Raw genomic sequence first — 25,659 nt, forward strand, 5'->3', positions numbered from 1 at the left:
GGTGCACGCACCACCCTGTGACCTCGACCTTGGTTGAGGTCAAGTGCCGCCCGGTAGCGCTACGACGGCCGGTACGACGCGAGCGACGAGGGACACTCCGTGGGCGGTGTCCCTCGTCGCTCGCGTGCGCATGTGGGTGCCGTGGTTCAGCGGTGCCCCTGGTGGCGGTGGCGCAGCACACCCGCCGTGGCCAGGGCGCACGCGGCCGCGCCGGCGACCAGCAGCACCCGCGGATGCCCCAGCCCCGTCCGCACGGCGCCGCGCGCCCGGTCCGGCACGTGCTCCTCGGCGGAGTGACCGGCCCGGCCCGCCTTGTCCTGCACGGTGTGGCCCGCGTGCGAGGCGGAACTGCGCAGTTGCACGGTCATGGCGCCGGCCTTGTCCCGCAGGTCTGCGGCCCGGGCCTTGGCGCGGCCCTTCACGTCCGCCTTCCCCGCCAGTTCCTCCACGGTGTCACCGAGCTGGCTGCGGGTCTGTTCGATCTGCCTGCGCAGTTCGTCGGGGCCCTTGGCCCCGGTGGGCTGCGCGGTGGAACCGGTCCTCGGGCGGTCCCCGCTCGTCGCGTCGGTCATCGATGCGCCCTTTCCCTGATCTGGTCCACGTCGGCCCTGACACTGCCGAGGGCCTCCTCGGGCTTGGGGGGTACGGCTCGACGGAGCTGGGCGCGACCGGTCGCGGCGAGGATGCCGGCGATCACGAAGAGCGCCGCCGTCACGATGAGCGCCGCGGCCCACACGGGCAACACCAGCGAGAGCGCGGCGGTGGCCGTACCGGCGAGGGCGAACAGACCGACGTACGCGACGGCGCCCGCGGCACCGAGCATGCCGCCGCCGCGCCCCGCGCGCTTGCCCTTCTCCGCCAGCTCCAGCTTGGCGAGGGACACTTCCTGGCGCACGAGCCGGGAGAGCTGCTCAGTGGCCTGACCGACGAGTTCGCCCACGGAGTGGTGCTCGTCGTGCACCGGCCTGGTGTGCATGGTTCCGGTCACGGTGTACCTCCTCCTCTCGGTTGGAAGCACCCCGGGTACCCCGCGCCGCCGGGCACTACCCCTGCCCTGGTCCCCGGCCGGGCCGCACCCCATCCCTACAGCACTCCTTACACATATCTCGTAGAAGAATTAAGTGGAGCTACAGTGTGGGGCCGCCGACACTACCCTCATGACGACAGACGACGACCGCCCCGCTCCTCCCCCCTTCGGCCGTGCCCTGTGCGCGATGATCACGCCCTTCACCGACTCCGGGGCGCTGGACCTCGACGGCGCCCAGCGGCTCGCCGACCGGCTGGTGGCGGCGGGCTGCGACGGCCTGGTGCTGTCCGGCACCACGGGCGAGTCGCCGACCACCACGGACGCCGAGAAGTCGGCGCTGGTGACGGCGGTGCGGGAGGCGGTCGGGAACCGTGCGGCACTGGTCGCCGGGGTGGGCACGGCGGACACGCGGCACACCGTCGAGCTGGCCCTGGCCGCGGAGAAGGCCGGCGCGGACGGACTGCTGGTGGTCGCGCCGTACTACAGCCGCCCCCCGCAGGACGCCCTGGAGGCGCACTTCAGGGAGATCGCGGACGCCAGCGGACTCCCCCTCGCCCTGTACGACATCCCCGGCCGCACCGGCACCCGCATCGAGCCCGACACCCTCGTCCGCCTCGCCGACCACCCGCGCGTCGTCGCCGTCAAGGACTGCTCCTACGACCTGCTGGGCACCCAGAAGGTCCTGTCCCGCACCGGCCTGGCGTACTACGCGGGCTGCGACGAACAGATCCTCGCCCTGTACGCGCTCGGCGCCGCCGGATACGTCAGCACCGTCGCGAACGTCGTCCCGGGGCTGTTCCGCGCCCTCCTCGACGCCTTCGACGCGGGGGACACCGGAGAGGCCGCACGCCTCCAGCGGCGGGCGCTCACCCTGATCGAGCCGATGATGGCGGCGGGCCTGCCCGGCACGGTCACCGCGAAGGCGCTGCTCGGCGCACTGGGCCTGCCGTCCGGCCCGGTCCGCGCACCCCTGCGGGCCGCGGACCGGGAGACGACCGACGCACTGCTGGCGGCATACCGGGGACTGACGTCCGAGACGGCTCAGTTCCAGGCGTAGCCGTCGCCGAACAGCAGGGTGTGCTCCAGTACGTCCTCGGCGGGGTCGTCGATCTGCCCCACGTTGACGTTGAGGAGCCCGACCCGGGGGCCGTTGTGCGAACCGGTCGTCGTCTCGTCGGCGTGCGCGGCCCCCGCCGGAACCCAGCACATCAGCACGGCGGCCCCCGTCCCGGCCAGCCGGCGCGCCATGGTCCTCGCCCGCTCGTTCGTCATACCAGGCCCTCGTCTCGTCGGATCGGCGTCTGATCGGACTCTGCGTCCACCCGTTCATCCGCCAAGTCCGCCGCAAGGTCACGGGCCGTCATCCGAACGTGCGGGGGCGCGTGGGGTCACGATCGTGCGACCGTCCCCTACGGCACCAGGTCGCGCGCCGCCGAGAACGCGTCCGTGGGCTCGTAATAGGCGTTCCAGACCTCCACGGGGGCCTTCTTGTACACGAGGAGGAACTGCGTCATCAGGTCCTCCATGGAGGTGGGGTGCGGTTCCTCCTCGTCGTCGATGAACCGTCTCAGGACGGGCTCGATCAGGGTTTCGCCCTGGTCCAGGGCGTCCCGCAGGTCACCGATGCGGGTCATGTCCTGCGTGTTCAGGAAGTGCACCAGGTCTCTGCGGTCCACGGGCGGTACGGGGTCGGAGTCGCCGAGCAGCGGCCAGCCGATCCGATGGGCGACCTGCCGCACCCGCGCCACCAGGGGATCCTCGCGGATCCACGCCGTCACGGAGTCGACGTTGACCTCCAGGTCGTAGGTGCCGCTGCGCACCTCGCGGACGTAGTCGGCGGAGATCCGCTGCCCCTCGAGCCTGATCTTCGAGAACTCCTCGTCTGCCAGCTCGAAGAGGGCACTGAGCCGGAACAGGCGCCGCCGCAACTCCCTGGGGCTGTCCTGGGACTTCTTGTAGTCCAGCTTGTGGTTGACCGCGGCCCACGCGTGCTGGAGCGCCGTCCGCACCTGGATCTCCGCCTTGCGGCCGGCGAACTCCTGCCACTCGAGAAGTGAACTCCGCTTCTCCGGCAGCTCCAGAACCAGGTGGAACGACGCGTACCCGAACTCGTTGTCCGCCAGCTCCGCCTGCTTGTCACCGCTGTGCTCCTCCAGCACGGAGAACTCCTGCCGGATGATGCTCGCGATCCTTTCCACGTCCTCCACGTAGTACGCGATGATGCGGATCCCCGCCAGATCCGTCACCTCGGCCAGCGGATCGCCGTACTTCCCGCCCTTCCGCTGGATCTTCTCCGTGAAACTCGCGACGTCCTTGGCCCTGCCCTCCATCTGCACGTACTCGATGCCGTACGTCTCCAGCACCAGCGCGAGCAGATCCTGGAGCTTCTGGCAGTACCGCTCGTACGTGTTCCGCACCGCCGAGTAGGCGGCGGTCCAATCCGTCCCGGACCCCGTCTCCTCCTTCACGCACCCCTCCCCCATGTGACTGGACGTCACATCCTCCCAGAGGGCCCCGGCCCCGGACGACGCTTCCCCCAGAACCACGAGAGCGCCCTCCCGAACGGCCCGGAGACCGTCCGCGGGGGCGCTGCCCGGTGACCGGGTCGGGTCAGTTGTGGCTGTGGAGGATCTCGTTCAGGCCGCCCCACACCGCGTTGTTCGGGCGGGCCTCGACCGTGCCCGTGACCGAGTTGCGGCGGAAGAGGATGTTGGAGGCGCCGGAGAGTTCGCGGGCCTTGACGATCTGGCCGTCGGGCATGGTCACGCGGGTGCCGGCGGTGACGTAGAGGCCGGCCTCGACCACGCACTCGTCGCCGAGCGCGATGCCCACGCCCGCCTCGGCGCCGACCAGGCAGCGCTCGCCGATGACGATGCGCACGTTGCCGCCGCCGGAGAGCGTGCCCATGGTGGAGGCGCCGCCGCCGATGTCGGAGCCGTCGCCGACGACGACGCCGGCGGAGATGCGGCCCTCGACCATCGAGGTGCCCAGCGTGCCCGCGTTGAAGTTGACGAAGCCCTCGTGCATCACGGTCGTGCCATCGGAGAGGTGCGCGCCGAGGCGGACCCGGTCGGCGTCGGCGATGCGCACGCCCTTGGGGGCGACGTAGTCCGTCATGCGCGGGAACTTGTCGATCGAGGTCACCTGAAGGTGCAGGCCCTCGGCGCGGGCGTTGAGGCGGACCTTCTCGACGTCGTCGACGGCGACCGGGCCCAGCGAGGTCCAGGCGACGTTGGCGAGGTGGGCGAAGATGCCGTCCAGGCTCTGGCCGTGCGGCTTGACCAGGCGGTGGGAGAGCAGGTGCAGGCGCAGGTAGACGTCGTGCGTGTCGACCGGCTTCTCGTCCAGCGAGGAGATGACCGTACGGACCGCGACCACCTCGACACCGCGGCGGGCGTCCGGACCGACCGCGGCGGCCGCGCCGGCGCCGAGAAGGTCGGCGGCCTGTTCGGCCGTGAGGCGCTGGGTACCGGACGGGCCCGGCTCGGCGGACAGTTCGGGAGCCGGGAACCAGGTGTCGAGGACGGTGCCGTCGGCGGCGATGGTGGCAAGCCCGGCGGCCACGGCGCCGGTGGTGCGGGGAGCAGTCGTGTCGGTCATGAGGGCAACCTAACCGGCCGCCGCCCACCGATGCGAGCCGACCCCGCGGCCGTCTCGCCCCGCGGTCACCGGTCCGGTGGGGTCGGTGGGATCACCCGAGCCAGTACCTCCCGCGTGTACTCCTCGTCGTACGGCGCGTCCGTCAGCAGCACCTGGAGGCAGACGCCGTCCATCAGCGCGACCAGCGCCCGCGCCGTGAGCGGGTCCGTGCGGTGGGAGAGCAGGTCGGCGACGCCCTCGGCCCACTCCGCCGCCACCGGACGCAGGGCTGGGCGGCGCAGCGCGGCCAGGTACAGCTCGTACTCCAGCTCCACGCCCGTGCGGTCGCCGGCCAGCCACTCGCCGAGCACGCGGGCCAGTTCGCCGGGCAGGTCGGCGTCGGGGTCGGACAGGCCCGGGTGCGCGGCCACGACCTTGGCGAAGCCCTCGTTGGCCTGGCGCAGGGCGGCGACCAGCAGCTCGTCCAGGGTCGCGAAGTGGTACGTCGTCGACCCCAGCGGTACGTCCGCCTCGGCGGCGGCCGTGCGGTGGCTGAGACCGGCGATGCCCTTGCGGCCGACCACCCGGATCGCCGCGTCGATGAGGCGCTGGCGTCGCTCGGGGTCGTAGCGGCGGGACATCAGTGCGCGCCGCCCAGGTTGAGGACGACGACCCCGATGATGATCAGCGCGATCCCGGCGGCCTTGGTGAGCGTCATCCCCTCCCCCATGAACGCCACCCCGATCGTGGCGATCGCGGCCGTGCCCACGCCCGCCCAGATGGCGTAGGCGGTGCCGACGGACAGCACCTTCAGGGTCTGCGCGAGCAGCGCGAAGGAGAGCACGTACCCGAGCGCCGTCAGCAGCGAGGGGACCAGCCTGCTGAAGCCCTCGCTGTACTTCATGGCGGTGGTTCCGGCGACCTCGGCGGCGATGGCTCCGGCCAGGAGCAGATATCCCATGTGTACGAGCGTACATAACAGAGGACCCGATGACACGAGAACGGCGACGCCCGATGGGCGTCGCCGTTCTGGGAAGCGGTGCGATCAGACGTTGAACCCGAGCGCCCGCAGCTGCTCGCGGCCGTCGTCCGTGATCTTGTCCGGGCCCCACGGCGGCATCCAGACCCAGTTGATGCGCAGCTCGTTGACGAGGCCGTCCGTGGCGGACTTGGCCTGGTCCTCGATCACGTCCGTCAGCGGGCAGGCCGCCGACGTCAGGGTCATGTCGATGGTCGCGATGTTCGCGTCGTCGATGTGGACGCCGTAGATCAGGCCCAGGTTGACGACGTCGATGCCCAGCTCGGGGTCCACCACGTCCAGCAGGGCCTCGCGGACCTCCTCCTCGGAGGCAGGCTTCATTTCCACGGTCTCAGTCATGCCGTCGTCTCCTTCTCGGCGTCGGCGCCGTCCAGCGCCTGGGCCGTCGCGTCCTTCCAGGCCATCCAGCTCAGCAGGGCGCACTTGACCCGGGCCGGGTACTTCGAGACCCCGGCGAACGCGACCGCGTCCTCCAGGACCTCCTCCATCTCGTCGTCGGGCTCGATCCTGCCCTTGGACTGCATCAGCTCCAGGAAGGTCTCCTGGATCCGCTGCGCCTGGGCGAGGTCCTTGCCGACCAGCAGGTCGTTCAGCACGGAGGCGCTCGCCTGGCTGATCGAGCAGCCCTGGCCCTCGTAGCTGACGTCACTGATCGTCGTGCCGTCGTACTTCACACGGAGGGTGATCTCGTCGCCGCATGTCGGGTTGACGTGGTGGACCTCGGCGTCGCCCTCCCGCAAGCCCCGCCCGTGCGGGTGCTTGTAGTGGTCCAGGATGACTTCCTGGTACATGGAGTCCAGCTTCATGCTCTTCGCTCGTCCCGTCAGCCGAAGAAGTTCCGTACGTGCTCCAGGCCGTCGACCAGTGCGTCGATCTCGGCCGGCGTGGAGTACAGATAGAACGACGCTCGCGTGGTCGCAGGAATTCCGTAGCGCAGGCATACGGGGCGGGCGCAGTGGTGGCCGACCCGGACCGCGATGCCCTGCTCGTCGAGGACCTGGCCCACGTCGTGCGGATGGATGTCGCCGAGCGTGAAGCTGATCGCCGCGCCGCGCTCCTCGGCCGTGGTGGGGCCGATGATGCGCAGGTCGGGGACCTCCAGCAACCGCTTGACCGCGTACTCGGTCAGCGCGTGCTCGTGCGCGAGGATCTTGTCCATGCCGATCGACCGCAAGTAGTCGATCGCCGCGCCCAGACCGACCGCCTGCGCGACCGGGGGCGTGCCCGCCTCGAACTTGTGCGGCGCCGGGGCGTACGTGGAGGAGTGCATCGAGACGGTCTCGATCATCTCACCGCCGCCGAGGAACGGCGGGAGGTCCTCCAGCAGCTCCTGGCGGCCCCACAGGACGCCGATGCCGGTCGGGCCGCACATCTTGTGGCCGGTGAAGGCCACGAAGTCGGCCTGGAGGGCCTGTACGTCCAGCGGCATGTGCGGCGCGGCCTGGGAGGCGTCGACGCACACGAGCGCGCCGACCTCCTGGGCGCGGCGCACGATCGCCTCGACCGGGTTCTGGGTGCCCAGGATGTTGGAGACCAGCACGAAGGAGACGATCTTCGTCTTCTCGGTGATGACCTCGTCGATGTTGGACAGGTCGAGGCGGCCGTCGTCGGTCAGGCCGAACCAGCGGAGCTTCGCGCCGGTGCGCTGCGCGAGCAGCTGCCACGGCACGATGTTGGAGTGGTGCTCCATCTCCGTGATGACGATCTCGGTCTCGTGGTCCACGCGGTACGGGTCGTCGGCCCAGCCCAGCATGTTGGCGACGAGGTTCAGGGACTCGGAGGCGTTCTTGGTGAAGATCACCTCGTCCCGCGAGGGCGCGTTGATGAACTCCGCGACCTTGTCGCGCGCGCCCTCGTACAGCGCCGTGGCCTCCTCGGCGAGGACGTGCACGCCGCGGTGGACGTTGGCGTTGTAGCGCTCGTAGTACTCGCTGAGCGCGTCCAGCACCTGCCGCGGCTTCTGGCTGGTCGCCGCGTTGTCCAGGTACACGAGCTTCTGTCCGTCGTGGACCTGGCGGTCCAGGATGGGGAAGTCCTTGCGGATCGCCTCGGTGTCGAGGAGGCCCGGCAGCTGTGTCACTCGGATGCGCCACCCTTCGTGTATGCCTCGTAGCCCTCGGCCTCCAGCTTGTCGGCCAGCTCGGGGCCGCCGGACTCGGCGATCCGGCCGTTGGCGAAGACGTGGACGTGGTCGGGCTTGATGTAGCGCAGGATGCGCGTGTAGTGGGTGATCAGCAGCGTGCCGACCTCACCGGTCTCGCGGACGCGGTTGACGCCCTCGGAGACGACGCGCAGGGCGTCGACGTCGAGGCCGGAGTCGGTCTCGTCGAGGATCGCGATCTTCGGCTTGAGCAACTCCAGCTGGAGGATCTCGTGGCGCTTCTTCTCACCGCCGGAGAAGCCCTCGTTGACGTTGCGCTCGGCGAAGGCGGGGTCCATGTTGAGGTTCTGCATGGCCTCCTTGACCTCCTTCACCCAGGTGCGCAGCTTGGGGGCCTCGCCGCGGACGGCGGTGGCGGAGGTGCGCAGGAAGTTGGAGACCGAGACGCCGGGGACCTCGACCGGGTACTGCATGGCGAGGAAGAGGCCGGCGCGGGCGCGCTCGTCGACGGACATCTCCAGGACGTCCTCGCCGTCGAGCAGGACGGTGCCGCTGGTGATCGTGTACTTGGGGTGACCCGCGAGGGAGTAGGCGAGGGTCGACTTGCCGGAGCCGTTCGGGCCCATGATGGCGTGCGTCTCGCCCTGCTTCACGGTCAGGTCGACGCCCTTGAGGATCTCCTTCGTGGCGTTGTCGGCCTCGACGGTGACGTGCAGGTCTCGGATTTCAAGCGTTGCCATGGGTGCCTCAGGACTCCTGGGTGAGGGAGACGAGCACGTCGTCCCCTTCGATCTTTACGGGGTAAACGGGGACGGGGCGCGTCGCCGGAAGACTGTCGGGCTTGCCGGAACGGAGGTCGAAGCGCGAGCCGTGCAGCCAGCACTCGATGTGGCAGTCGTCGACCTCGCCCTCGGCCAGCGACACGTTCGCGTGCGAGCAGATGTCGTGGATCGCGAACAGCTCGCCCTCGGTCCGCACGACGGAGATCGGCGTGCCGTCGAGTTCCACCCTCTTGGGGGTGTCCTCCTCCAGCTCGTCCGCTCCACAGACGCGTACGAAGGTCATGCGACCGACGCCTCCAGCTCTTCCTCGATCTTGGCGATCAGGCGCTCCTCGATGTCCGGGACACCGATCTGCTGGACCAGTTCGGCGAAGAAGCCGCGGACCACCAGGCGGCGGGCGTCGATCTCGGGGATGCCGCGCGCCATCAGGTAGAAGAGCTGCTCGTCGTCGAAGCGGCCGGTGGCGGAGGCGTGGCCGGCGCCGACGATCTCGCCGGTCTCGATCTCCAGGTTGGGCACCGAGTCGACCCGCGCGCCGTCCGTGAGGACGAGGTTGCGGTTCATCTCGTAGGTGTCGGTGCCCTCGGCCGCGGCCTCGATCAGCACGTCGCCGATCCAGACAGCGTGCGCGTCGTCGCCCTGGAGCGCGCCCTTGTAGACGACGTTGGACTTGCAGTGCGGCACGTTGTGGTCGACCAGGAGGCGGTGCTCCTGGTGCTGGCCGGCGTCGGTGAAGTACAGGCCGAACAGCTCGGCCTCGCCGCCGGGTCCCGCGTAGGCGACGCGCGGGTGCAGCCGGACCAGGTCGCCGCCGAAGGTGACGACGAAGGACTTGAAGCCGGCGTCCCGGCCGATCAGCGCGTTGTGCTGACCGACGTGCACGGCCTTGTCGTCCCAGTCCTGGACGGAGACGACGGTCAGCTTGGCACCGTCGCCCAGGACGTAGTCGACGTTGGCGGCGAGCACCGCGTCACCGGTGTGGTCGATGACGACCACGGCCTCGGCGAAGGCGCCCAGCTCGACGACCTGGTGGGCGTAGGCGGTGCCGCCCTCGCCGTGCACGGCGATGCGGATCGGCTCGGTGAGGACCGTCTCCTTGGGGACGGTGATCACGCCGGCCTTCTCGAACGCCGAGTACGCCTGGGCGGCGACCCGGTCCACCGGGGTGCCGGCCCGGCCGATGCGCGCGTCGTCGCGGCCGACGGTCTCGACGACCACGCCCTCGGGCGCGTCGACGTCGACCTTCACTCCGTCGCCGGTGGCGACCGCGGTGCCGTCGTGCAGCCCGCGCAGCCGCTCCAGCGGCGTGAACCGCCACTCCTCCTCGCGGCCGTGGGGGACCGCGAAGTCCGCCACGTCGAAGGACGCGGGCGCGCTCATGCGCGTGGCGACGGTCGACTCGGCGGCCACCGCGATCTGGCCCGCGGTGGTGGACCCCACGGGGATGTTCTGAGCCTCAGCCATGGCTGTCGGTCTGCTCTCTTCCTGCGTCAAGAAATCGGGGAGTGCTGCGAAGGACGGGCCTCAGCCGACCGCGCCTTCCATCTGCAGCTCGATCAGCCGGTTGAGTTCGAGGGCGTACTCCATGGGCAGCTCCTTCGCGATCGGCTCGACGAAACCGCGCACGATCATCGCCATCGCCTCGAACTCGCTCAGACCGCGGCTCATCAGGTAGAAGAGCTGGTCCTCGGAGACCTTGGAGACGGTCGCCTCGTGGCCCATGGACACGTCGTCCTCGCGGACGTCCACGTAGGGGTACGTGTCGGAGCGGGAGATGGTGTCGACGAGCAGCGCGTCGCACAGCACGTTCGACTTGGAGCCGTGCGCGCCCTCGCCGATCTCGACGAGACCGCGGTAGGAGGTACGGCCGCCGCCGCGCGCCACGGACTTCGAGACGATGTTGGACGACGTGTTCGGCGCCATGTGAACCATCTTGGAGCCGGCGTCCTGGTGCTGGCCCTCGCCCGCGAAGGCGATGGACAGGGTCTCGCCCTTGGCGTGCTCGCCCATCAGGTAGACGGCCGGGTACTTCATCGTCACCTTGGAGCCGATGTTGCCGTCGATCCACTCCATGGTCGCGCCCTCGTACGCCACGGCGCGCTTGGTGACCAGGTTGTAGACGTTGTTCGACCAGTTCTGGATGGTCGTGTAGCGGCAGCGGGCGTTCTTCTTGACGATGATCTCGACCACGGCGGAGTGCAGCGAGTCGCTCTTGTAGATCGGCGCCGTGCAGCCCTCGACGTAGTGCACGTAGGCACCCTCGTCGACGATGATCAGGGTCCGCTCGAACTGGCCCATGTTCTCCGTGTTGATACGGAAGTAGGCCTGGAGCGGGATCTCGACGTGCACGCCCTTCGGCACGTAGATGAAGGAGCCGCCGGACCACACCGCGCTGTTCAGCGAGGCGAACTTGTTGTCGCCGACGGGGATGACGGTCCCGAAGTACTCCTTGAAGAGCTCCGGGTGCTCCTTCAGGGCCGTGTCGGTGTCGAGGAAGATGACGCCCTGCTCCTCCAGGTCCTCGCGGATCTGGTGGTAGACGACCTCCGACTCGTACTGCGCGGCGACACCGGCGACGAGGCGCTGCTTCTCCGCCTCGGGGATGCCGAGCTTGTCGTAGGTGTTCTTGATGTCCTCGGGCAGGTCCTCCCAGGACTCCGCCTGCTTCTCCGTGGAGCGCACGAAGTACTTGATGTTGTCGAAGTCGATGCCCGACAGGTCCGAGCCCCAGTTGGGCATGGGCTTCTTCTCGAAGAGGCGCAGGCCCTTGAGGCGGAGCTTGGTCATCCACTCCGGCTCGTTCTTCTTCGCGGAGATGTCGCGGACGACGTCCTCGTTGATGCCGCGCTTGGCAGAGGCGCCGGCCGTGTCGGAGTCGGCCCAGCCGTATTCGTACTTGCCCAGGCCCTCGAGCTCGGGGTGGGCAGTCTCCGTGGGGAGAGTCATGCGGGGTTCCTCCCGGCCGTGCTTGCGGATGCGTTAGCGGTGTTCTTGGACGTGTGCGCCGCGGGCGGCGCGTGCGAGGTCTTCGGAATGAACGTGGTGCAGACCCCGTCGCCGTGCGCGATGGTCGCGAGCCGCTGTACATGCGTACCGAGCAGCTCGGCGAAAAATTCCGTCTCCGCCTCGCACAGCTGCGGAAACTGCTCTGCGACGTGGGCGACCGGGCAGTGGTGCTGGCACAGCTGCTCGCCCTGCTGCGGATGGGGTGCGCTCCGCGCCGTAGCAGCGTACCCGTCCGCGCTCAGGGCCTTGGCCAGGGCTTCGGTGCGCTCCTCGGGCGGGGCGGACTCGACCGCCTCGCGGTAGGCGCCGCCCTGGGCGGCGATCCGGGCCCGGGCGAAGGCGGCGATCGCCTGCTCCCCGCCCTCCCGCTCGGCGATCCAGCGCAGGGCGTCCACGGCCAGCTTGTCGTACGACTGGTCGAAGGCGTCGCGGCCGCAGTCGGTGAGCGCGAAGACCTTGGCGGGGCGCCCGCGCGTGCGCGTGCCGTAGACCCGCTGCTGGCGCGCCTCGACCACGTCGTCGGCGACCAGGGCGTCGAGGTGGCGCCGGACCGCCGCCTGGGTGAGGCCCAGGCGCCCGGCGAGTTCGGCGACCGTCGACGGCCCGTGGTCCAGGATGGAGCGCGCGACACGGTTGCGGGTGGACCGCTCACCGGTCGCGAGTTCCTCCTGCGGAGCCTCGCCAACGTTTTTCACAACGCCATTGTTGCGTAATTCCTCGGAGGCGGGCAAGCCGCGTCCGGATCTTCCTACGGTGCCCTGCGTCACTTAGGCATACCTAATCTGACCTGCGGAAACGATCTTTGATCGATCAATTCAGTGGCGTTCCGAGCGGACCTGCGGGACACTCCCCGGCATGCCCACACCCCCTCCGACCGGCCCACTCGTCACCCGCGGCACCATCGCGGCGGGTCTGCGCGAGCTGGGTGTGCGGACCGGTGACACCCTCCTCGCGCACACCTCCCTCAGCTCACTCGGCTGGGTCTGCGGAGGGCCGGTCGCGGTGGTCCAGGGACTGCTCGACGCCCTCGGTCCGGTCGGCACGCTGGTGGTCCCGACGCAGACGGGCGATCTGTCGGACCCGGCCCTGTGGACCAGCCCTCCGGTGCCCGAGGAGTGGTGGGACACCGTGCGCACCGCGACGCCCGCGTACGACCCGCTGATCACGCCCTCGCGCGGCGTCGGGGTGGTCCCCGAGACGGTCCGCACCTGGCCCGGCGCCCTGCGCAGCGCGCATCCGCAGACCTCGTTCGCGGCCCTCGGGGCACGCGCCGCCGAGGTGGTCGAGGGCCACGCGACCGACTGCCGGCTCGGCGAGCGCAGCCCGCTGGCCACGCTGGAACGGCTCGGCGCCCGCGTCCTGCTGCTCGGCGCGGGCTACGAGGCGTGCACCGCCTTCCACCTCGCCGAATACCGGATCCCCTCCCCTTTGGTGGAGGTGGGGCGCCCGGGGCCGGTGGGCTGGGAACGGGTGACCGAGGTGTCGATCACGTCGGACCGCTTCGACGAACTCGGCCACGACTTCGAACGCGACCGGCCGGTCGCCCGCGGCACCATCGGCGCGGCCACCGCACGCCTGTTCCCCCTGCCGGACGCGGTCGCCTACGCCGAACGGTGGCTGCCCGTGCACCGCCCCCGCGACTGACGGCCCACTAACGCGCCGCTCCCGCCCCGTGCGGGGGAGATCCCGCACCCCCGCGCCCGGGGGCCGCGCCGCCTACCTAGACTCGTGACCCATGCGAAGCGAGCCCGTGGTCCAGGTGCAGGCCCTGGTGAAGCGGTACGGCACGAAGACCGCGGTGGACGGCCTGGACCTGGAGGCCGGGGCGGGAGTCACCGCCGTACTCGGCCCCAACGGAGCGGGCAAGTCGACGACCGTCGAGACCTGTGAGGGATACCGCAGACCGGACTCCGGGACGGTGCGCGTCCTGGGCCTCGACCCGGTGGGGCAGGGCGCCGAGCTGCGGCCCCGGATCGGGGTGATGCTCCAGTCCGGCGGCGTCTACTCCGGCGCCCGGGCCGACGAGATGCTGCGCCACGTCGCGAGACTGCACGCCCACCCGCTGGACGTCGACGCGCTGATCGAGCGGCTCGGCCTGGGGTCGTGCGGCCGGACCACGTACCGCAGGCTCTCCGGCGGGCAGCAGCAGCGGCTCGCCCTGGCGATGGCGGTGGTCGGACGTCCGGAGCTGGTGTTCCTGGACGAGCCGACGGCCGGCCTGGACCCCCAGGCCCGCCGCGCCACCTGGGACCTCGTGCGGGACCTGCGCGGCGACGGCGTCTCCGTCATCCTCACCACCCACCACATGGACGAGGCCGAGCAGCTGGCCGACGACGTCGCCATCATCGACGCGGGCCGGGTCATCGCCCAGGGCTCGCCCGAGGACCTGTGCCGCGGCGGCGCCGAGAACACTCTGCGGTTCACCGGCCGGCCGGGACTGGACGTGGCCTCCCTCCTCAAGGCGCTGCCCCCGGACTCGGCGGCGGCGGAGCTGACTCCGGGCTCCTACCGCGTCGTCGGCAAGGTCGACCCGCAGCTGCTCGCGACGGTGACCTCCTGGTGCGCCCAGCACGGGGTGATGCCGGACCGCATCTCGGTGGAGCGGCACACCCTGGAGGACGTCTTTCTGGAGCTCACGGGCAAGGAGTTGCGCTCATGACTGGAGCTCACGGGCAAGGAGTCGCGCGGGTGACCACGACCGGTACGTACGCACCGAGGCCCGGTGCCGCGCCCCTCGGACGGATGATCGCGGCGCAGGCGGCGCTGGAGACGAGGATGCTGCTGCGCAACGGCGAGCAGCTCCTGCTGACGGTGATCATCCCGACGCTGCTGCTCGTCCTGTTCAGCACCGTGGACATCGTCGACACCGGCACCGAGGAGGCCGTCGACTTCCTCGCCCCCGGCGTGCTCGCCCTCGCCGTCATGTCCACGGCGTTCACCGGACAGGCCATCGCCACCGGCTTCGAGCGCCGGTACGGGGTGCTGAAGCGGCTGGCCGCTTCGCCGCTGCCCCGCTGGGCCCTGATGGCCGCGAAGACGGTGTCGGTGCTGGTCACCGAGGTGCTCCAGATCGTCCTGCTGACGGTGATCGCCTTCGCGCTGGGCTGGTCGCCGCACGGCAGCCCGGTGGCCGTGCTGCTGCTCCTGGTCGCCGGCACGGCCGCCTTCTCCGGGCTCGGGCTGCTCATGGCGGGCACGCTGAAGGCGGAGGCCACGCTGGCCGCCGCCAACCTGGTCTTCCTGCTGCTGCTCGTGGGCGGCGGGGTGATCGTGCCGCTGGACAGGTTCCCGGACGCCGCGCAGGACGTGCTGGGGCTGCTGCCCATCTCCGCCCTCTCGGACGGGCTGCGCGACGTGCTCCAGCACGGTGCCGGGATGCCGTGGGGGAACCTGGCGGTCCTCGCCGTGTGGGCGGTCGCGTCACTCGCGGCCGCCGGGAAGTTCTTCCGCTGGGAGTAGGGCCGCATGCCCGGGACCGACCCTCGTGAAAGCGTGCACAAGCGGACCCCTACGATGGACGGCGTGCCAAACGTGACCCGCGCCGACGCCGTAGCAGCCGTGCGCAACCCGCTCGCCTTCATCGCCGCACGCTGGACCCCGGATCCCCGGACCGTCCGGCGGGCGGCTCTCGTCGCCCTCGTCATGTCGGTGGTCATCGTGGTCACCGGCGGCGCGGTGCGCCTGACCGGCTCGGGCCTCGGCTGCCCGACCTGGCCGAAGTGCACCGAGGACTCGCTGACCAACACCAGCGAGATGGGCGTCCACGGCGTCATCGAGTTCGGCAACCGCATGCTGGCCTACGTGCTGTGCGCGGCGGTCGGCTGGGCGATCATCGCCGCGCGGTCGCAGAAGCCGTTCAGGCGCTCGCTGACCCGGCTGGGCTGGGTGCAGTTCTGGATCGTGATGGGCAACGCGATCCTCGGCGGCATCGTCGTCCTGGTCGGTCTCAACCCGTACACGGTCGCCGCGCACTTCCTGCTGTCGAGCGCGCTGATCGCGGTCGCCACCGTGATGTGGCAGCGCACCCGGGAGGGCGACGCGGCACCGCGGCCCCTGGTCGGCAAGCCCGTCCAGCAGATGGTGTGGGTGCTGACCGTCGTCTCCGTGCTGCTGATCGCGGTCGGCACGGTCGTCACCGGCGCCGGTCCGCACGCGGGCGACTCCAGCGAGGTCGCGCGGATGCCGGTCGACTGGGAGACGGTGAGCAAGGTGCACGCCGTCCTGGCGTGGATCGTGGTGACGCTGACGTTCGCCCTGTGGTTCGTGCTGAAGGCGGTCGACGCCCCCAAGTGGCCGCTGGCCCGTACCCGTGACCTCTTCCTGGTGCTGCTCGCCCAGGGCGTCATCGGCTACGTCCAGTACTTCACCGACCTGCCCGAGGTCCTGGTCGGGCTGCACATGCTCGGCTCGTGCCTGGTGTGGATCGCGGTGCTGCGGGTGCTGCTGGCGGTGCGCGAGCGCGCCGGCGGGACGGAGGCCGGGGTGCCGGGTCCCGCGGCGGAGGCGACGCTCACCCGGGCCTGACGGGGCTCGGCGGGGCCGCCTCCAGTCCGTAGACCCGGCCCGCGTTCCCCGACGCGATCATGGCGGCCACCCGCTGCGCGTCCCCCAGGCACCACGCCCCCTCGGCCACCCAGGTGCCCAGCACCCGGCCGAGGGCCTCGCGGAACAGGCGGGCGGCCACCACGTGCAGCTCGGGCAGGCCCTGGGCGCCGCTGGAGAACAGGATCTTGCCGAAGGGGGCCAGCTCCAGGATCTCGGCGAGGACCGTCGCGGCGCGCGCGCCGGTGCGCACCAGCGCGGCGCCGGAGTCGGCGTAGACGTGCGGGAAGACGCCCGCCAGGTGGGCGGCGTGGCGGTGGTACGGGTAGCCGTGCAGGAGGACCAGGTCGGTGCCGAGACCCGCGGTGGCCCGGACGAAGTCCGTGAGCAGGACCGGGTCGGTGCGGTCGATGCGCAGGCCCGGCTCGCCGAGGCCCGCGTGCAACTGGAGCGGCAGTCCGGAGGCGACGGCGATCCACAGCAGGTGCCGCAGCAGCACCGGGTCGCTCAGTTCCCCGCCCACCTCGCGCCCGCTCAGCCAGCGCCCGGCGGCCCCGCGCACCTCGCCGGGGCCGGGCGGTTCGGGAGCGAGCGCGAGTCCGTGCCGTACGCCCGCGACCGAGGTGAAGGCGACCGCGCCCGCGGCGGCCCCGTGCACCGCCTCGGCGAGGTTGGCGAGGAAGGACTCGACGGTGCCGGAGGTGTCGGCGACCTGTTCGGCCAGCAGTTCGAGGCGCACGATCTCGTGGGTGTCGGCGTCCGCCGCGGAGGCCATCTCCCCCGGTCCCGTCAGGTCGCCGGGCAGCCCCGCGTCCACCAGGTACGTCGTGATGCCGCTGCCGCGCAGCAGCCTGCGGTCGGCCTCCATGACGCCCAGCTCCCGGCGCCGGGCCAGGTAGCGGGCGGGCGGGCAGTGCGGTTCCAGGCCGAGCAGGGGCGGGCACCAGCGGCGTACCGCGAAGCCGGTCTGGGTGTCGAAGAGGGTGGTGCCCGGCGCGGGCGGACCCTCGGTGCGGGCCAGCTGGGCCTCGAAGGTGCCGAGGCCCAGCTCCGTTCTCAGGACGCCGTGGCAGTACTGGTCCACCAGGGACGGCGTTTCGATCATCCGGACTCCCCCGTGACGGGACCGCGGGCCGTCGCGGCTCGTGCGCCGTACGGCTTCCTACGGTCCTAACGGGTGAACCCGGTCTCAGGTGTTGCTCGGGCCGCCGACCTGGATGCCGGCCATGCGCGACCACTCGTAGCGGCCCGTCGTCACCTTCGCGGCGAACTCGCCGTCGAAGTCCTCGTGGACGGTGAGTCCGGACTTCTCCACGGCCTGCCGGGCCGTCTCGTGGGAGCGCGCGACCAGGTCTCCCCAGGCGCCGTCCTCGCCCACGAGGACGATCCGGGCGCCGCGCTCACCGAGGTAGGCCACCTGGGCCTCGGCGCCGCCGTGCGCCTTGGAGAAGGAGTCGATCGACCGGGCGAGGCGCGCCACCCGGCGCTCGGCGCGCCGGTCGGCCTTCGTGTCCCCCTGCTGCGTGTCCACCTGCTGCGTGTCTGCCATGACCAGGATGCTACCGACGGGTAGATCGAACGGCGACGGGCGGGGTGCGTGGCCTTGGCCACGCACCCCGCCCGTCGGACACGGCCCCCGGGGGCATCAGCGCAGGAAGGGGTCCACCGCGATCGCGAGGAACAGCACCGACACGTAGGTGATGGACCAGTGGAAGAGCCGCATCTCCTTGAGCTTGCCGCCCGTGACCTCGGCCTTGGCACGGTTCTGCAGCCCGTGCGCCTCCCACAGCCACATGCCGCCCGCCAGCAGGGCGACGGCCGTGTAGAACCAGCCGGTGTAGCCCAGCGGGGTCAGCAGCAGCGACACCACGACCATCACCCAGCTGTAGATGACGATCTGCCGTGCGACCACCTTGTTGGAGGCGATGACCGGGAGCATCGGCACGCCCACGCGCGCGTAGTCCTCCTTGACCTTCATGGACAGCGGCCAGTAGTGCGGCGGCGTCCAGAAGAACATCACCCCGAAGAGGATGATCGGCGCCCAGGACATCGAGTTGGTCACGGCCGACCAGCCGATGAGCACCGGGAGACAGCCGGCGATGCCGCCCCAGACGATGTTCTGCGAGGTGCGGCGCTTGAGGATCATCGTGTAGACGACCACGTAGAAGAGGAGCGCGCCGAGGGAGAGCCAGGCCGACAGCCAGTTGACGGTGAGACCGAACAGCAGGGTGGAGACGACGGCCAGGGTGATGCCGAAGACGAGGCATTCCACCGGGCTGACCATGCCGGTCACCAGGGGGCGCTGCGAGGTGCGGTCCATCAACGCGTCGATGTCGCGGTCGATGTACATGTTCAGCGCGTTCGCGCCGCCGGCCGAGAGGTAACCGCCGACGCAGGTCAGCAGCACCAGCCCCAGATCCGGAACACCCTGTTCGGCGAGGAACATCACCGGAACCGTGGTGATCAGCAGAAGCTCGATGATCCGCGGCTTGGTCAGCGCCACGAACGCCTTGACACGGGCCCCGAACGGCCGGTGACTCGGGCTCTGGCTCGTCCCGATTACCCCCGCAGGACGGGATTCAACGGCCGTCACGCACACCCCTGACAGAGACATCCCAGCAAGCCCGACCGTGTGAAGTGGCGGTAAAGGCTCGCGCGTACCACGCCACTTTAGACGTTGCCCATACCTCGGCCTTCGCGGGGGTGGGGTCGTGTTGGAAGGGGTGCTCCGACGTGCGTTCGGAGAGTCGATTGAGCAGTCAGATGAGCGGCGCCGTATTCACATGCCGAATGCGGTTTCGCCCAGTCGACAGGCGGATCGAGAAGAGTCCCGGCAGTCTGGATTCCAGCGGAAAAACGCACGTACTTACGGGGGTAGGCTCGACAGCGGCCGGCCGATCTCACGGACGCGCCGGCAGCCGGTGGGCGCCCACGTGCACCGGCATCCGACATGTGGAGAGGAGCCCTGACTCAGGGTGAGCACCAAGCCGACCACCACAGACCTCGAGTGGACCGAACTGGACCAGCGGGCCGTGGACACCGCCCGCGTCCTGGCCGCCGATGCCGTACAGAAGGTTGGCAACGGCCATCCGGGTACGGCGATGAGCCTGGCGCCCGCCGCCTACACCCTCTTCCAGAAGGTGATGCGGCACGACCCCGCCGACGCGAACTGGGTCGGACGCGACCGCTTCGTGCTGTCCGCCGGCCACTCGTCCCTGACCCTCTACACCCAGCTGTACCTGGCCGGCTTCGGTCTGGAGCTGGCGGACCTGGAGTCCTTCCGCACCTGGGGCTCCAAGACCCCCGGGCACCCGGAGTACGGCCACACCACGGGCGTGGAGACGACGACCGGCCCGCTGGGCCAGGGTGTCGCCAACGCGGTGGGCATGGCGATGGCCGCGCGCTACGAGCGCGGCCTGTTCGACCCGGAGGCCGCCGAGGGCACCTCCCCGTTCGACCACTTCATCTACTGCATCGCCGGTGACGGCTGCCTCCAGGAGGGCATCTCCGCCGAGGCGTCCTCGCTCGCGGGCCACCAGCAGCTCGGCAACCTGGTCCTGCTGTGGGACGACAACCACATCTCCATCGAGGGTGACACGGAGACCGCCGTCTCCGAGGACACCTGCAAGCGCTACGAGGCGTACGGCTGGCACGTGCAGCGCGTCGCCCCGAAGCCGGACGGGGACCTGGACCCGAACGCGCTCTACGACGCCATCGAGGCGGCGAAGAAGGTCACCGACCGGCCGTCCTTCATCGCCATGCGCTCGATCATCGCCTGGCCCGCCCCGAACGCGCAGAACACCGAGGCGGCGCACGGCTCGGCGCTCGGCGACGACGAGGTCGCGGCCACCAAGCGCGTCCTGGGCTTCGACCCGGAGAAGTCCTTCGAGGTCTCCGACGAGGTCATCGAGCACACCCGCGGCGCCCTGGAGCGCGGCCAGGCGGCCCGTGCCGTGTGGGAGAAGGCCTTCCAGCAGTGGCGGGACAACAACCCCGACCGCGCCGCCGAGTACGAGCGTGTCGCCAAGGGTGAGCTGCCCAAGGGCTGGGAGGAGAAGATCCCGGTCTTCGAGACGGGCAAGGGCGTCGCCACCCGCGCCGCGTCCGGCAAGGTGCTCCAGGCGCTCGGCGCGTTCGTGCCCGAGCTGTGGGGCGGCTCGGCCGACCTGGCCGGCTCGAACAACACGACGATCGACAAGACGTCCTCCTTCCTCCCGGCGGGCAACCCGCTGCCCGAGGCGGACCCGTACGGCCGCACCATCCACTTCGGCATCCGCGAGCACGCGATGGCCGCGGAGATGAACGGCATCGCGCTGCACGGCAACACCCGCATCTACGGCGGAACGTTCCTGGTCTTCTCCGACTACATGCGCAACGCCGTCCGTCTGTCGGCGCTGATGCACCTGCCGGTGACGTACGTGTGGACGCACGACTCCATCGGTCTCGGCGAGGACGGCCCGACCCACCAGCCGGTCGAGCACCTGGCCTCGCTGCGCGCCATCCCCGGTCTGAACGTGGTCCGTCCGGCGGACGCCAACGAGACGGCGATCGCCTGGCGCGAGATCCTGCGCCGCTGGACGAAGGAGTTCGGCAAGGGCCAGCCGCACGGTCTGGCGCTGACCCGCCAGGGCGTGCCGACGTACGAGCCCAACGACGACGCGGCCAAGGGCGGCTACGTGCTGTTCGAGGCCGACGGAGGCGACGCCGAGGTCGTGCTCATCGCCACCGGCTCCGAGGTGCACGTCGCCGTCGAGGCGCGCGAGCGGCTCCAGGCCGACGGTGTGCCCACGCGCGTGGTGTCGATGCCGTCCGTCGAGTGGTTCGAGCAGCAGGACCAGGGGTACCGGGACAGCGTCCTGCCCCCGTCCGTGCGTGCCCGTGTCGCGGTCGAGGCCGGTATCGGCCTGACGTGGCACAAGTACGTGGGAGACGCCGGCCACATCGTCTCGCTGGAGCACTTCGGTGCCTCGGCCGACGGCAAGGTGCTCTTCAAGGAGTTCGGTTTCACCGCCGAGAACGTGGCCGACGCCGCGCGGGAATCCCTCGCCGCGGCTCGGCGCTGACGCCCGTATACGACACGTAGGAGATGCATTTTCCATGACAGACGCACTCAAGCGCCTCTCCGATGAAGGCGTGGCGATCTGGCTGGACGACCTGTCCCGCAAGCGGATCACGTCCGGCAACCTCGCCGAGCTGATCGACCAGCAGCACGTCGTGGGCGTCACCACCAACCCGTCGATCTTCCAGAAGGCGATCTCGCAGGGCGACGGCTACGACCAGCAGCTCGCCGACCTCGCCGTGCGCGGGGTCACGGTCGAAGAGGCCATCCGCATGATCACCACGGCGGACGTCCGCGACGCCGCCGACATCCTGCGCCCCGTCTTCGACTCCACCGGCGGCAAGGACGGCCGGGTCTCCATCGAGGTGGACCCGCGCCTGGCGCACAACACGCACGCGACGGTGGCCGAGGCCAAGCAGCTGGCCTGGCTGGTGGACCGGCCCAACACCTTCATCAAGATCCCGGCCACCGAGGCGGGCCTGCCGGCCATCGCCGAGACCATCGGTCTGGGCATCAGCGTCAACGTCACGCTGATCTTCTCGCTGGAGCGCTACCGCAAGGTGATGGACGCCTTCCAGACCGGCCTGGAGAAGGCCAAGGAGCGCGGCCTGGACCTCTCGCAGATCCACTCCGTGGCGTCCTTCTTCGTGTCGCGCGTCGACACCGAGATCGACAAGCGGATCGACGCGCTCGGCACCGACGAGGCCAAGGCCGCGCGCGGCAAGGCCGCCATCGCCAACGCCCGCCTCGCCTACCAGGCGTACGAGGAGCTCTTCTCCACCGACCGCTGGGCGGCCCTGGAGAAGGCCGGCGCCAACAAGCAGCGCCCGCTGTGGGCGTCGACCGGCGTGAAGGACAAGGCGTACAGCGACACCATGTACGTCACCGACCTGGTCGCGCCGAACACGGTCAACACCATGCCGGAGGCCACCCTGCTGGCCACCGAGGACCACGGCGAGATCACCGGCGACACCGTCACCGGCACCTACGAGCAGGCCCGTGCCGACCTCGACGCGGTCGAGAAGCTCGGGATCTCCTACGACGAGGTGGTCCAGCTCCTGGAGGACGAGGGCGTCGAGAAGTTCGAGGCGTCCTGGAACGACCTGCTCAAGTCCACGGAGGCGGAGCTCAAGCGCCTCGCTCCCTCGAAGGGCTGAGAATTGTCAAGCAGCAACCCGCTGCGTGACCCCGCAGACCGACGGCTCCCGCGTATCGCGGGGCCGTCGGGTCTGGTCATCTTCGGCGTCACCGGCGACCTCTCCCGCAAGAAGCTCATGCCCGCCGTGTACGACCTCGCCAACCGGGGTCTGCTGCCGCCGGGCTTCTCGCTCGTCGGATTCGCCCGCCGCGACTGGGAACACGAGGACTTCGCCCAGGTCGTGCACGACGCCGTCAAGGAACACTCGCGCACGCCGTTCCGCGAGGAGGTCTGGCAGCAGCTCATCCAGGGGATGCGCTTCGTCCAGGGCACCTTCGACGACGACGAGGCCTTCGAGCGGCTGCGCGGCACCATCGAAGAGCTGGACAAGGCCCAGGGGACGGGCGGCAACTTCGCCTTCTACCTCTCGGTGCCGCCGAAGTCCTTCCCGGTCGTCATCCAGCAGCTGAAGAAGCACGGGCTGGCCGACCAGTCGAGCGGCTCCTGGCGCCGCGCGGTGATCGAGAAGCCCTTCGGCCACGACCTGAAGTCGGCCGAGGAACTGAACGCGATCGTCCACGAGGTCTTCGGCTCCGACCAGGTCTTCCGCATCGACCACTACCTGGGCAAGGAGACCGTCCAGAACATCCTGGCGCTGCGGTTCGCCAACACGATGTTCGAGCCGATCTGGAACCGGTCGTACGTGGACCACGTGCAGATCACGATGGCCGAGGACATCGGCATCGGCGGCCGGGCCGGCTACTACGACGGCATCGGCGCCGCCCGTGACGTCATCCAGAACCACCTCCTCCAGCTGCTCGCGCTGACCGCCATGGAGGAGCCCGCCTCCTTCGACGCGGACGCGCTGGCCGCCGAGAAGACCAAGGTGCTCGGCGCGGTCCGGCTCCCGAAGGACCTGGGCCGGGACACCGTGCACGCCCAGTACGCGGCCGGGTGGCAGGGCGGCGCGAAGGCCGTCGGCTACCTGGAGGAAGAGGGCATCGACCCCAAGTCGAAGACCGACACCTACGCCGCGATCAAGGTCGGCATCGACAACCGCCGCTGGGCGGGCGTCCCCTTCTACCTGCGCACCGGCAAGCGCCTGGGCCGCCGCGTCACCGAGATCGCGGTCGTCTTCCAGCGCGCCCCGCACTCCCCCTTCGACACGACGGCCACCGAGGAACTGGGCTCGAACGCGATCGTCATCCGCGTCCAGCCCGACGAGGGCGTCACGGTCCGGTTCGGCTCCAAGGTGCCGGGCACGTCGATGGAGATCCGGGACGTGTCCATGGACTTCGCGTACGGCGAGTCCTTCACGGAGTCCAGCCCCGAGGCGTACGAGCGCCTCATCCTGGACGTGCTGCTCGGCGACGCGAACCTCTTCCCGCGCACGGAGGAGGTCGAGCTGTCCTGGAAGATCCTCGACCCGATCGAGGTGTACTGGGACCAGCACGGCACCCCGGCCCAGTACCCGGCCGGCACCTGGGGCCCCGTCGAGGCCGACGACATGCTGGAGCGAGACGGACGGAGCTGGCGCCGCCCATGAAGACGGACCTCACGGACACCACGGCCAGCAAGATCAACAAGGCGTTGGTCCTCGGCCGCCGGGCCATCGGCACTCCGGCCATCGGCATGGTGCTGACGCTGGTCATCGTCACCGACGAGGAGAACGCCTACGACGCGCTGAAGGCCGCGAGCGACGCCGCGCACGAGCACCCCTCGCGCACGCTCGTCGTCATCAGGCGCGTCTCGCGCTCACCCCGGGACCGCACCAGGTCCCGGCTGGACGCCGAGGTGCGCCTCGGCGCCGACGCGGGCACCGGCGAGACGATCGTGCTGCGGCTGTACGGCGACGTCGTCGACCACGCCCAGTCGGTGGTCCTGCCGCTGCTGCTGCCGGACGCGCCGGTCGTGGTGTGGTGGCCGGTGAACGCGCCGCTGGACCCGGCCCGGGACCCGCTCGGCGCCCTCGCCCAGCGCCGGGTCACCGACACCTACGCCTGCGAGGAGCCGGTCCGGGAGCTGACGGCCCGCGCCGACGCCTACGCGCCGGGCGACACCGATCTGTCGTGGACCCGCATCACGCCGTGGCGCTCGATGCTGGCGGCGGCCCTGGACCAGGTCGACTGCCAGGTGCAGGCGGTCGAGGTGGAGGGCGAGGAGTTCAACCCGAGCTGCGAGCTGCTGGCGATGTGGCTGGCGGACCGGCTGGACGTCCCGGTGAAGCGTTCCGCGTCGAGCGGCCCGGGTCTGACGGCGGTCCGGATGGACACCGACTGCGGTCCGGTCGTCCTGGACCGGGCCGACGGGTCGCTCGCGAACCTGTCGATCCAGGGGCAGCCGTCCCGCGCGGTGGCGCTCAAGCGCCGCGACACGGCCGAGCTGATCGCGGAGGAGCTGCGCCGCCTCGACCCGGACGACACCTACGCCTCGGCGCTGCGCTACGGGGTGGAGCGGCTGAACTCCCCGGCCAAAGGAGGCTCCGACGGCCAGGAGGGCGCCGTCGCGGTCGCCGCTCCCGTCGAAACGGTCGCGAAGGCCCGCGCGCAGGACGCGGCGCAGGAGAAGACACCGGTGAGGAAGGCGGCGGCGAAGTGAGCGAGACCCCTCAGCTGGTCGTGCACCGCGACAAGGAGCTGATGGCCGAGGCCGCCGCGGCCCGGCTGATCACGAAGATCGTGGACGCGCAGGCCTCCCGGGGCAGCGCGTCCGTGGTCCTCACCGGCGGGCGCAACGGCAACGGCCTGCTCGCGGCGCTCGCCGGGTCCCCGGCCCGGGACGCGATCGACTGGAGCCGTCTCGACCTGTGGTGGGGCGACGAGCGCTTCCTGCCCGAGGGCGACCCGGAGCGCAATGTCACCCAGGCACGCCAGGCGCTGCTGGACTCGGTGCCGCTGGACCCGAAGCGGGTGCACGCGATGCCGGCGTCCGACGGCCCGCACGGCGCCGACGCGGAGGCCGCTGCGGCGGCGTACGCGCGGGAGCTGGCCGAGGCGTCCGTCCCCGAGAACCACGCCGCGGTGCCGTCCTTCGACGTCCTGCTGCTGGGCGTCGGCCCGGACACGCACGTCGCCTCCCTGTTCCCGGAGCACCCGGGCGTGCGGGAGACGGAGCGCACCGTGATCGGCGTCCACGGCTCCCCCAAGCCGCCGCCCACCCGCGTCTCGCTCACCCTGCCCGCGATCCGCGCGGCCCGCGAGGTGTGGCTGCTCGCGGCGGGCGAGGACAAGGCGAACGCGGTCGCGATGGCCCTGTCGGGCGCGGGCGAGATCCAGGCCCCGGCGGCCGGCGCGAAGGGCCGCGCCCGCACCCTGTGGCTGCTGGACTCGGCGGCGGCGTCGCAGTTGCCGAGGTCGCTGTACCCGCCGGCGTCCGCCTAGCCGGCC

General features: G+C 70.7%; 28 protein-coding genes. 10 read left to right on the top strand and 18 right to left on the bottom strand.

The genetic code is table 11. The features are described from left to right. Positions 1–146: 146 nt before the first annotated feature. Positions 147–572 carry a DUF3618 domain-containing protein gene (locus tag OIE75_RS08845; protein ID WP_122614841.1) on the bottom strand — a complete coding sequence of 142 codons (426 nt, stop codon included), beginning with the start codon at positions 570–572 and terminating at the stop codon, positions 147–149. Next, the gene (locus OIE75_RS08850) at positions 569–988 is read right to left on the bottom strand and encodes a phage holin family protein (protein WP_234953415.1); all 420 of its coding nucleotides are present in this window, start codon (positions 986–988) and stop codon (positions 569–571) included. The genes OIE75_RS08845 and OIE75_RS08850 overlap by 4 nt, the downstream gene beginning before the upstream one ends. 169 nt (positions 989–1,157) lie before the next feature. On the opposite strand from OIE75_RS08850, the gene dapA reads away from it, so the two are divergent. Continuing rightward, entirely contained in the window at positions 1,158–2,084 is a 927-nt protein-coding gene (dapA, locus tag OIE75_RS08855) for a 4-hydroxy-tetrahydrodipicolinate synthase (RefSeq protein ID WP_329470250.1), read from the top strand. On the opposite strand, the gene OIE75_RS08860 is transcribed toward dapA, so the two are convergent. The 13 genes from OIE75_RS08860 to OIE75_RS08920 all read right to left on the bottom strand — a co-directional run bounded on the left by OIE75_RS08860 (position 2,069) and on the right by OIE75_RS08920 (position 12,229). Then, entirely contained in the window at positions 2,069–2,299 is a 231-nt protein-coding gene (locus OIE75_RS08860; RefSeq protein WP_307011148.1) for a hypothetical protein, read from the bottom strand. The genes dapA and OIE75_RS08860 overlap by 16 nt on opposite strands. Before the next feature lie 137 nt (positions 2,300–2,436). Beyond that, complete coding sequence (locus OIE75_RS08865) at positions 2,437–3,495, bottom strand: GTP pyrophosphokinase (protein WP_307011149.1); 1,059 nt, start codon at positions 3,493–3,495, stop codon at positions 2,437–2,439. Between the two features lie 142 nt (positions 3,496–3,637). After that, positions 3,638–4,627: a 2,3,4,5-tetrahydropyridine-2,6-dicarboxylate N-succinyltransferase gene (gene dapD, locus OIE75_RS08870; RefSeq protein ID WP_329470251.1), complete on the bottom strand. Its 990-nt coding sequence runs from the start codon at positions 4,625–4,627 to the stop codon at positions 3,638–3,640. A gap of 65 nt (positions 4,628–4,692) precedes the next feature. Further along, a complete protein-coding gene (locus OIE75_RS08875) occupies positions 4,693–5,247 on the bottom strand; it encodes a TetR/AcrR family transcriptional regulator (protein WP_307011152.1) in 555 nt (184 codons plus the stop codon). Further along, positions 5,247–5,567 carry a DMT family transporter gene (locus OIE75_RS08880; RefSeq protein ID WP_125493823.1) on the bottom strand — a complete coding sequence of 107 codons (321 nt, stop codon included), beginning with the start codon at positions 5,565–5,567 and terminating at the stop codon, positions 5,247–5,249. The genes OIE75_RS08875 and OIE75_RS08880 overlap by 1 nt, the downstream gene beginning before the upstream one ends. An 84-nt stretch (positions 5,568–5,651) precedes the next feature. Further along, entirely contained in the window at positions 5,652–5,984 is a 333-nt protein-coding gene (locus OIE75_RS08885; RefSeq protein WP_125493824.1) for a metal-sulfur cluster assembly factor, read from the bottom strand. Then, complete coding sequence (gene sufU, locus OIE75_RS08890; RefSeq protein WP_307011155.1) at positions 5,981–6,451, bottom strand: Fe-S cluster assembly sulfur transfer protein SufU; 471 nt, start codon at positions 6,449–6,451, stop codon at positions 5,981–5,983. The genes OIE75_RS08885 and sufU overlap by 4 nt, the downstream gene beginning before the upstream one ends. A gap of 17 nt (positions 6,452–6,468) precedes the next feature. Beyond that, positions 6,469–7,725 carry a cysteine desulfurase gene (locus tag OIE75_RS08895; RefSeq protein ID WP_307011157.1) on the bottom strand — a complete coding sequence of 419 codons (1,257 nt, stop codon included), beginning with the start codon at positions 7,723–7,725 and terminating at the stop codon, positions 6,469–6,471. After that, positions 7,722–8,486: a Fe-S cluster assembly ATPase SufC gene (gene sufC, locus OIE75_RS08900; RefSeq protein WP_307011159.1), complete on the bottom strand. Its 765-nt coding sequence runs from the start codon at positions 8,484–8,486 to the stop codon at positions 7,722–7,724. The genes OIE75_RS08895 and sufC overlap by 4 nt, the downstream gene beginning before the upstream one ends. Before the next feature lie 7 nt (positions 8,487–8,493). Further along, positions 8,494–8,811 carry a non-heme iron oxygenase ferredoxin subunit gene (locus tag OIE75_RS08905; RefSeq protein ID WP_003976896.1) on the bottom strand — a complete coding sequence of 106 codons (318 nt, stop codon included), beginning with the start codon at positions 8,809–8,811 and terminating at the stop codon, positions 8,494–8,496. Further along, positions 8,808–9,992: a Fe-S cluster assembly protein SufD gene (sufD, locus tag OIE75_RS08910; protein WP_307011169.1), complete on the bottom strand. Its 1,185-nt coding sequence runs from the start codon at positions 9,990–9,992 to the stop codon at positions 8,808–8,810. The genes OIE75_RS08905 and sufD overlap by 4 nt, the downstream gene beginning before the upstream one ends. Positions 9,993–10,052: 60 nt before the next feature. Next, on the bottom strand, positions 10,053–11,474 hold the full coding sequence (sufB, locus tag OIE75_RS08915; RefSeq protein ID WP_003976894.1) for a Fe-S cluster assembly protein SufB: 1,422 nt from the start codon (positions 11,472–11,474) through the stop codon (positions 10,053–10,055). Continuing rightward, complete coding sequence (locus tag OIE75_RS08920; protein WP_329470252.1) at positions 11,471–12,229, bottom strand: helix-turn-helix transcriptional regulator; 759 nt, start codon at positions 12,227–12,229, stop codon at positions 11,471–11,473. The genes sufB and OIE75_RS08920 overlap by 4 nt, the downstream gene beginning before the upstream one ends. Before the next feature lie 160 nt (positions 12,230–12,389). On the opposite strand from OIE75_RS08920, the gene OIE75_RS08925 reads away from it, so the two are divergent. From OIE75_RS08925 to OIE75_RS08940, 4 genes are all read left to right on the top strand, one after another. Next, on the top strand, positions 12,390–13,178 hold the full coding sequence (locus OIE75_RS08925) for an aminoglycoside N(3)-acetyltransferase (protein WP_329470254.1): 789 nt from the start codon (positions 12,390–12,392) through the stop codon (positions 13,176–13,178). 91 nt (positions 13,179–13,269) lie between these two features. Further along, complete coding sequence (locus OIE75_RS08930) at positions 13,270–14,193, top strand: ABC transporter ATP-binding protein (protein WP_329470255.1); 924 nt, start codon at positions 13,270–13,272, stop codon at positions 14,191–14,193. Beyond that, entirely contained in the window at positions 14,190–14,993 is an 804-nt protein-coding gene (locus OIE75_RS08935; protein ID WP_329470256.1) for an ABC transporter permease, read from the top strand. Before OIE75_RS08930 ends, OIE75_RS08935 begins: the two co-directional genes overlap by 4 nt. 54 nt (positions 14,994–15,047) lie before the next feature. Further along, positions 15,048–16,058 carry a COX15/CtaA family protein gene (locus tag OIE75_RS08940; protein WP_329470257.1) on the top strand — a complete coding sequence of 337 codons (1,011 nt, stop codon included), beginning with the start codon at positions 15,048–15,050 and terminating at the stop codon, positions 16,056–16,058. Here the strand turns inward: OIE75_RS08940 and OIE75_RS08945 are convergent. From OIE75_RS08945 to OIE75_RS08955, 3 genes are all read right to left on the bottom strand, one after another. After that, complete coding sequence (locus OIE75_RS08945; RefSeq protein ID WP_307011179.1) at positions 16,045–17,181, bottom strand: amidohydrolase family protein; 1,137 nt, start codon at positions 17,179–17,181, stop codon at positions 16,045–16,047. The two genes, OIE75_RS08940 and OIE75_RS08945, sit on opposite strands and share 14 nt — an antisense overlap. An 84-nt stretch (positions 17,182–17,265) precedes the next feature. After that, on the bottom strand, positions 17,266–17,625 hold the full coding sequence (locus OIE75_RS08950; protein ID WP_307011181.1) for a hypothetical protein: 360 nt from the start codon (positions 17,623–17,625) through the stop codon (positions 17,266–17,268). A gap of 96 nt (positions 17,626–17,721) precedes the next feature. Beyond that, positions 17,722–18,690 carry a heme o synthase gene (locus tag OIE75_RS08955; protein ID WP_373462942.1) on the bottom strand — a complete coding sequence of 323 codons (969 nt, stop codon included), beginning with the start codon at positions 18,688–18,690 and terminating at the stop codon, positions 17,722–17,724. Positions 18,691–19,051: 361 nt separating this feature from the next. Between OIE75_RS08955 and tkt the strand changes: the two genes are divergently transcribed. Genes tkt through pgl form a run of 5 tightly spaced genes read left to right on the top strand, consistent with a single transcriptional unit; the run spans position 19,052 to position 25,653 of the window. Then, positions 19,052–21,139: a transketolase gene (gene tkt, locus OIE75_RS08960; protein ID WP_329470259.1), complete on the top strand. Its 2,088-nt coding sequence runs from the start codon at positions 19,052–19,054 to the stop codon at positions 21,137–21,139. 34 nt (positions 21,140–21,173) lie between these two features. Beyond that, positions 21,174–22,292: a transaldolase gene (tal, locus tag OIE75_RS08965; RefSeq protein WP_307011185.1), complete on the top strand. Its 1,119-nt coding sequence runs from the start codon at positions 21,174–21,176 to the stop codon at positions 22,290–22,292. A gap of 3 nt (positions 22,293–22,295) precedes the next feature. Next, the gene (zwf, locus tag OIE75_RS08970; protein WP_307011186.1) at positions 22,296–23,819 is read left to right on the top strand and encodes a glucose-6-phosphate dehydrogenase; all 1,524 of its coding nucleotides are present in this window, start codon (positions 22,296–22,298) and stop codon (positions 23,817–23,819) included. Next, positions 23,816–24,871 (top strand): glucose-6-phosphate dehydrogenase assembly protein OpcA, encoded by a 1,056-nt coding sequence (gene opcA / locus OIE75_RS08975; protein WP_329470261.1) that lies wholly within the window; start codon positions 23,816–23,818, stop codon positions 24,869–24,871. The genes zwf and opcA overlap by 4 nt, the downstream gene beginning before the upstream one ends. Further along, positions 24,868–25,653 (top strand): 6-phosphogluconolactonase, encoded by a 786-nt coding sequence (gene pgl / locus OIE75_RS08980; RefSeq protein WP_161332845.1) that lies wholly within the window; start codon positions 24,868–24,870, stop codon positions 25,651–25,653. Before opcA ends, pgl begins: the two co-directional genes overlap by 4 nt. Positions 25,654–25,659 lie beyond the last annotated feature (6 nt).

Origin of the sequence: Streptomyces sp. NBC_01723, from assembly GCF_036246005.1 — a bacterium.
Classification (GTDB): Bacteria; Actinomycetota; Actinomycetes; order Streptomycetales; family Streptomycetaceae; genus Streptomyces.

Excerpts from the sequence above, each read along its gene's own strand:
- OIE75_RS08845 (WP_122614841.1), bottom strand. The coding sequence starts at position 572 with ATGACCGACGCGACGAGCGGGGACCGCCCGAGGACCGGTTCCACCGCG.
- dapA (WP_329470250.1), top strand. The coding sequence starts at position 1,158 with ATGACGACAGACGACGACCGCCCCGCTCCTCCCCCCTTCGGCCGTGCC.
- OIE75_RS08860 (WP_307011148.1), bottom strand. The coding sequence starts at position 2,299 with ATGACGAACGAGCGGGCGAGGACCATGGCGCGCCGGCTGGCCGGGACG.
- dapD (WP_329470251.1), bottom strand. The coding sequence starts at position 4,627 with ATGACCGACACGACTGCTCCCCGCACCACCGGCGCCGTGGCCGCCGGG.
- OIE75_RS08875 (WP_307011152.1), bottom strand. The coding sequence starts at position 5,247 with ATGTCCCGCCGCTACGACCCCGAGCGACGCCAGCGCCTCATCGACGCG.
- OIE75_RS08880 (WP_125493823.1), bottom strand. The coding sequence starts at position 5,567 with ATGGGATATCTGCTCCTGGCCGGAGCCATCGCCGCCGAGGTCGCCGGA.
- OIE75_RS08885 (WP_125493824.1), bottom strand. The coding sequence starts at position 5,984 with ATGACTGAGACCGTGGAAATGAAGCCTGCCTCCGAGGAGGAGGTCCGC.
- sufU (WP_307011155.1), bottom strand. The coding sequence starts at position 6,451 with ATGAAGCTGGACTCCATGTACCAGGAAGTCATCCTGGACCACTACAAG.
- sufC (WP_307011159.1), bottom strand. The coding sequence starts at position 8,486 with ATGGCAACGCTTGAAATCCGAGACCTGCACGTCACCGTCGAGGCCGAC.
- OIE75_RS08905 (WP_003976896.1), bottom strand. The coding sequence starts at position 8,811 with ATGACCTTCGTACGCGTCTGTGGAGCGGACGAGCTGGAGGAGGACACC.
- sufD (WP_307011169.1), bottom strand. The coding sequence starts at position 9,992 with ATGGCTGAGGCTCAGAACATCCCCGTGGGGTCCACCACCGCGGGCCAG.
- sufB (WP_003976894.1), bottom strand. The coding sequence starts at position 11,474 with ATGACTCTCCCCACGGAGACTGCCCACCCCGAGCTCGAGGGCCTGGGC.
- OIE75_RS08925 (WP_329470254.1), top strand. The coding sequence starts at position 12,390 with ATGCCCACACCCCCTCCGACCGGCCCACTCGTCACCCGCGGCACCATC.
- OIE75_RS08930 (WP_329470255.1), top strand. The coding sequence starts at position 13,270 with ATGCGAAGCGAGCCCGTGGTCCAGGTGCAGGCCCTGGTGAAGCGGTAC.
- OIE75_RS08935 (WP_329470256.1), top strand. The coding sequence starts at position 14,190 with ATGACTGGAGCTCACGGGCAAGGAGTCGCGCGGGTGACCACGACCGGT.
- OIE75_RS08940 (WP_329470257.1), top strand. The coding sequence starts at position 15,048 with ATGGACGGCGTGCCAAACGTGACCCGCGCCGACGCCGTAGCAGCCGTG.
- OIE75_RS08945 (WP_307011179.1), bottom strand. The coding sequence starts at position 17,181 with ATGATCGAAACGCCGTCCCTGGTGGACCAGTACTGCCACGGCGTCCTG.
- OIE75_RS08950 (WP_307011181.1), bottom strand. The coding sequence starts at position 17,625 with ATGGCAGACACGCAGCAGGTGGACACGCAGCAGGGGGACACGAAGGCC.
- OIE75_RS08955 (WP_373462942.1), bottom strand. The coding sequence starts at position 18,690 with ATGTCTCTGTCAGGGGTGTGCGTGACGGCCGTTGAATCCCGTCCTGCG.
- tal (WP_307011185.1), top strand. The coding sequence starts at position 21,174 with ATGACAGACGCACTCAAGCGCCTCTCCGATGAAGGCGTGGCGATCTGG.
- opcA (WP_329470261.1), top strand. The coding sequence starts at position 23,816 with ATGAAGACGGACCTCACGGACACCACGGCCAGCAAGATCAACAAGGCG.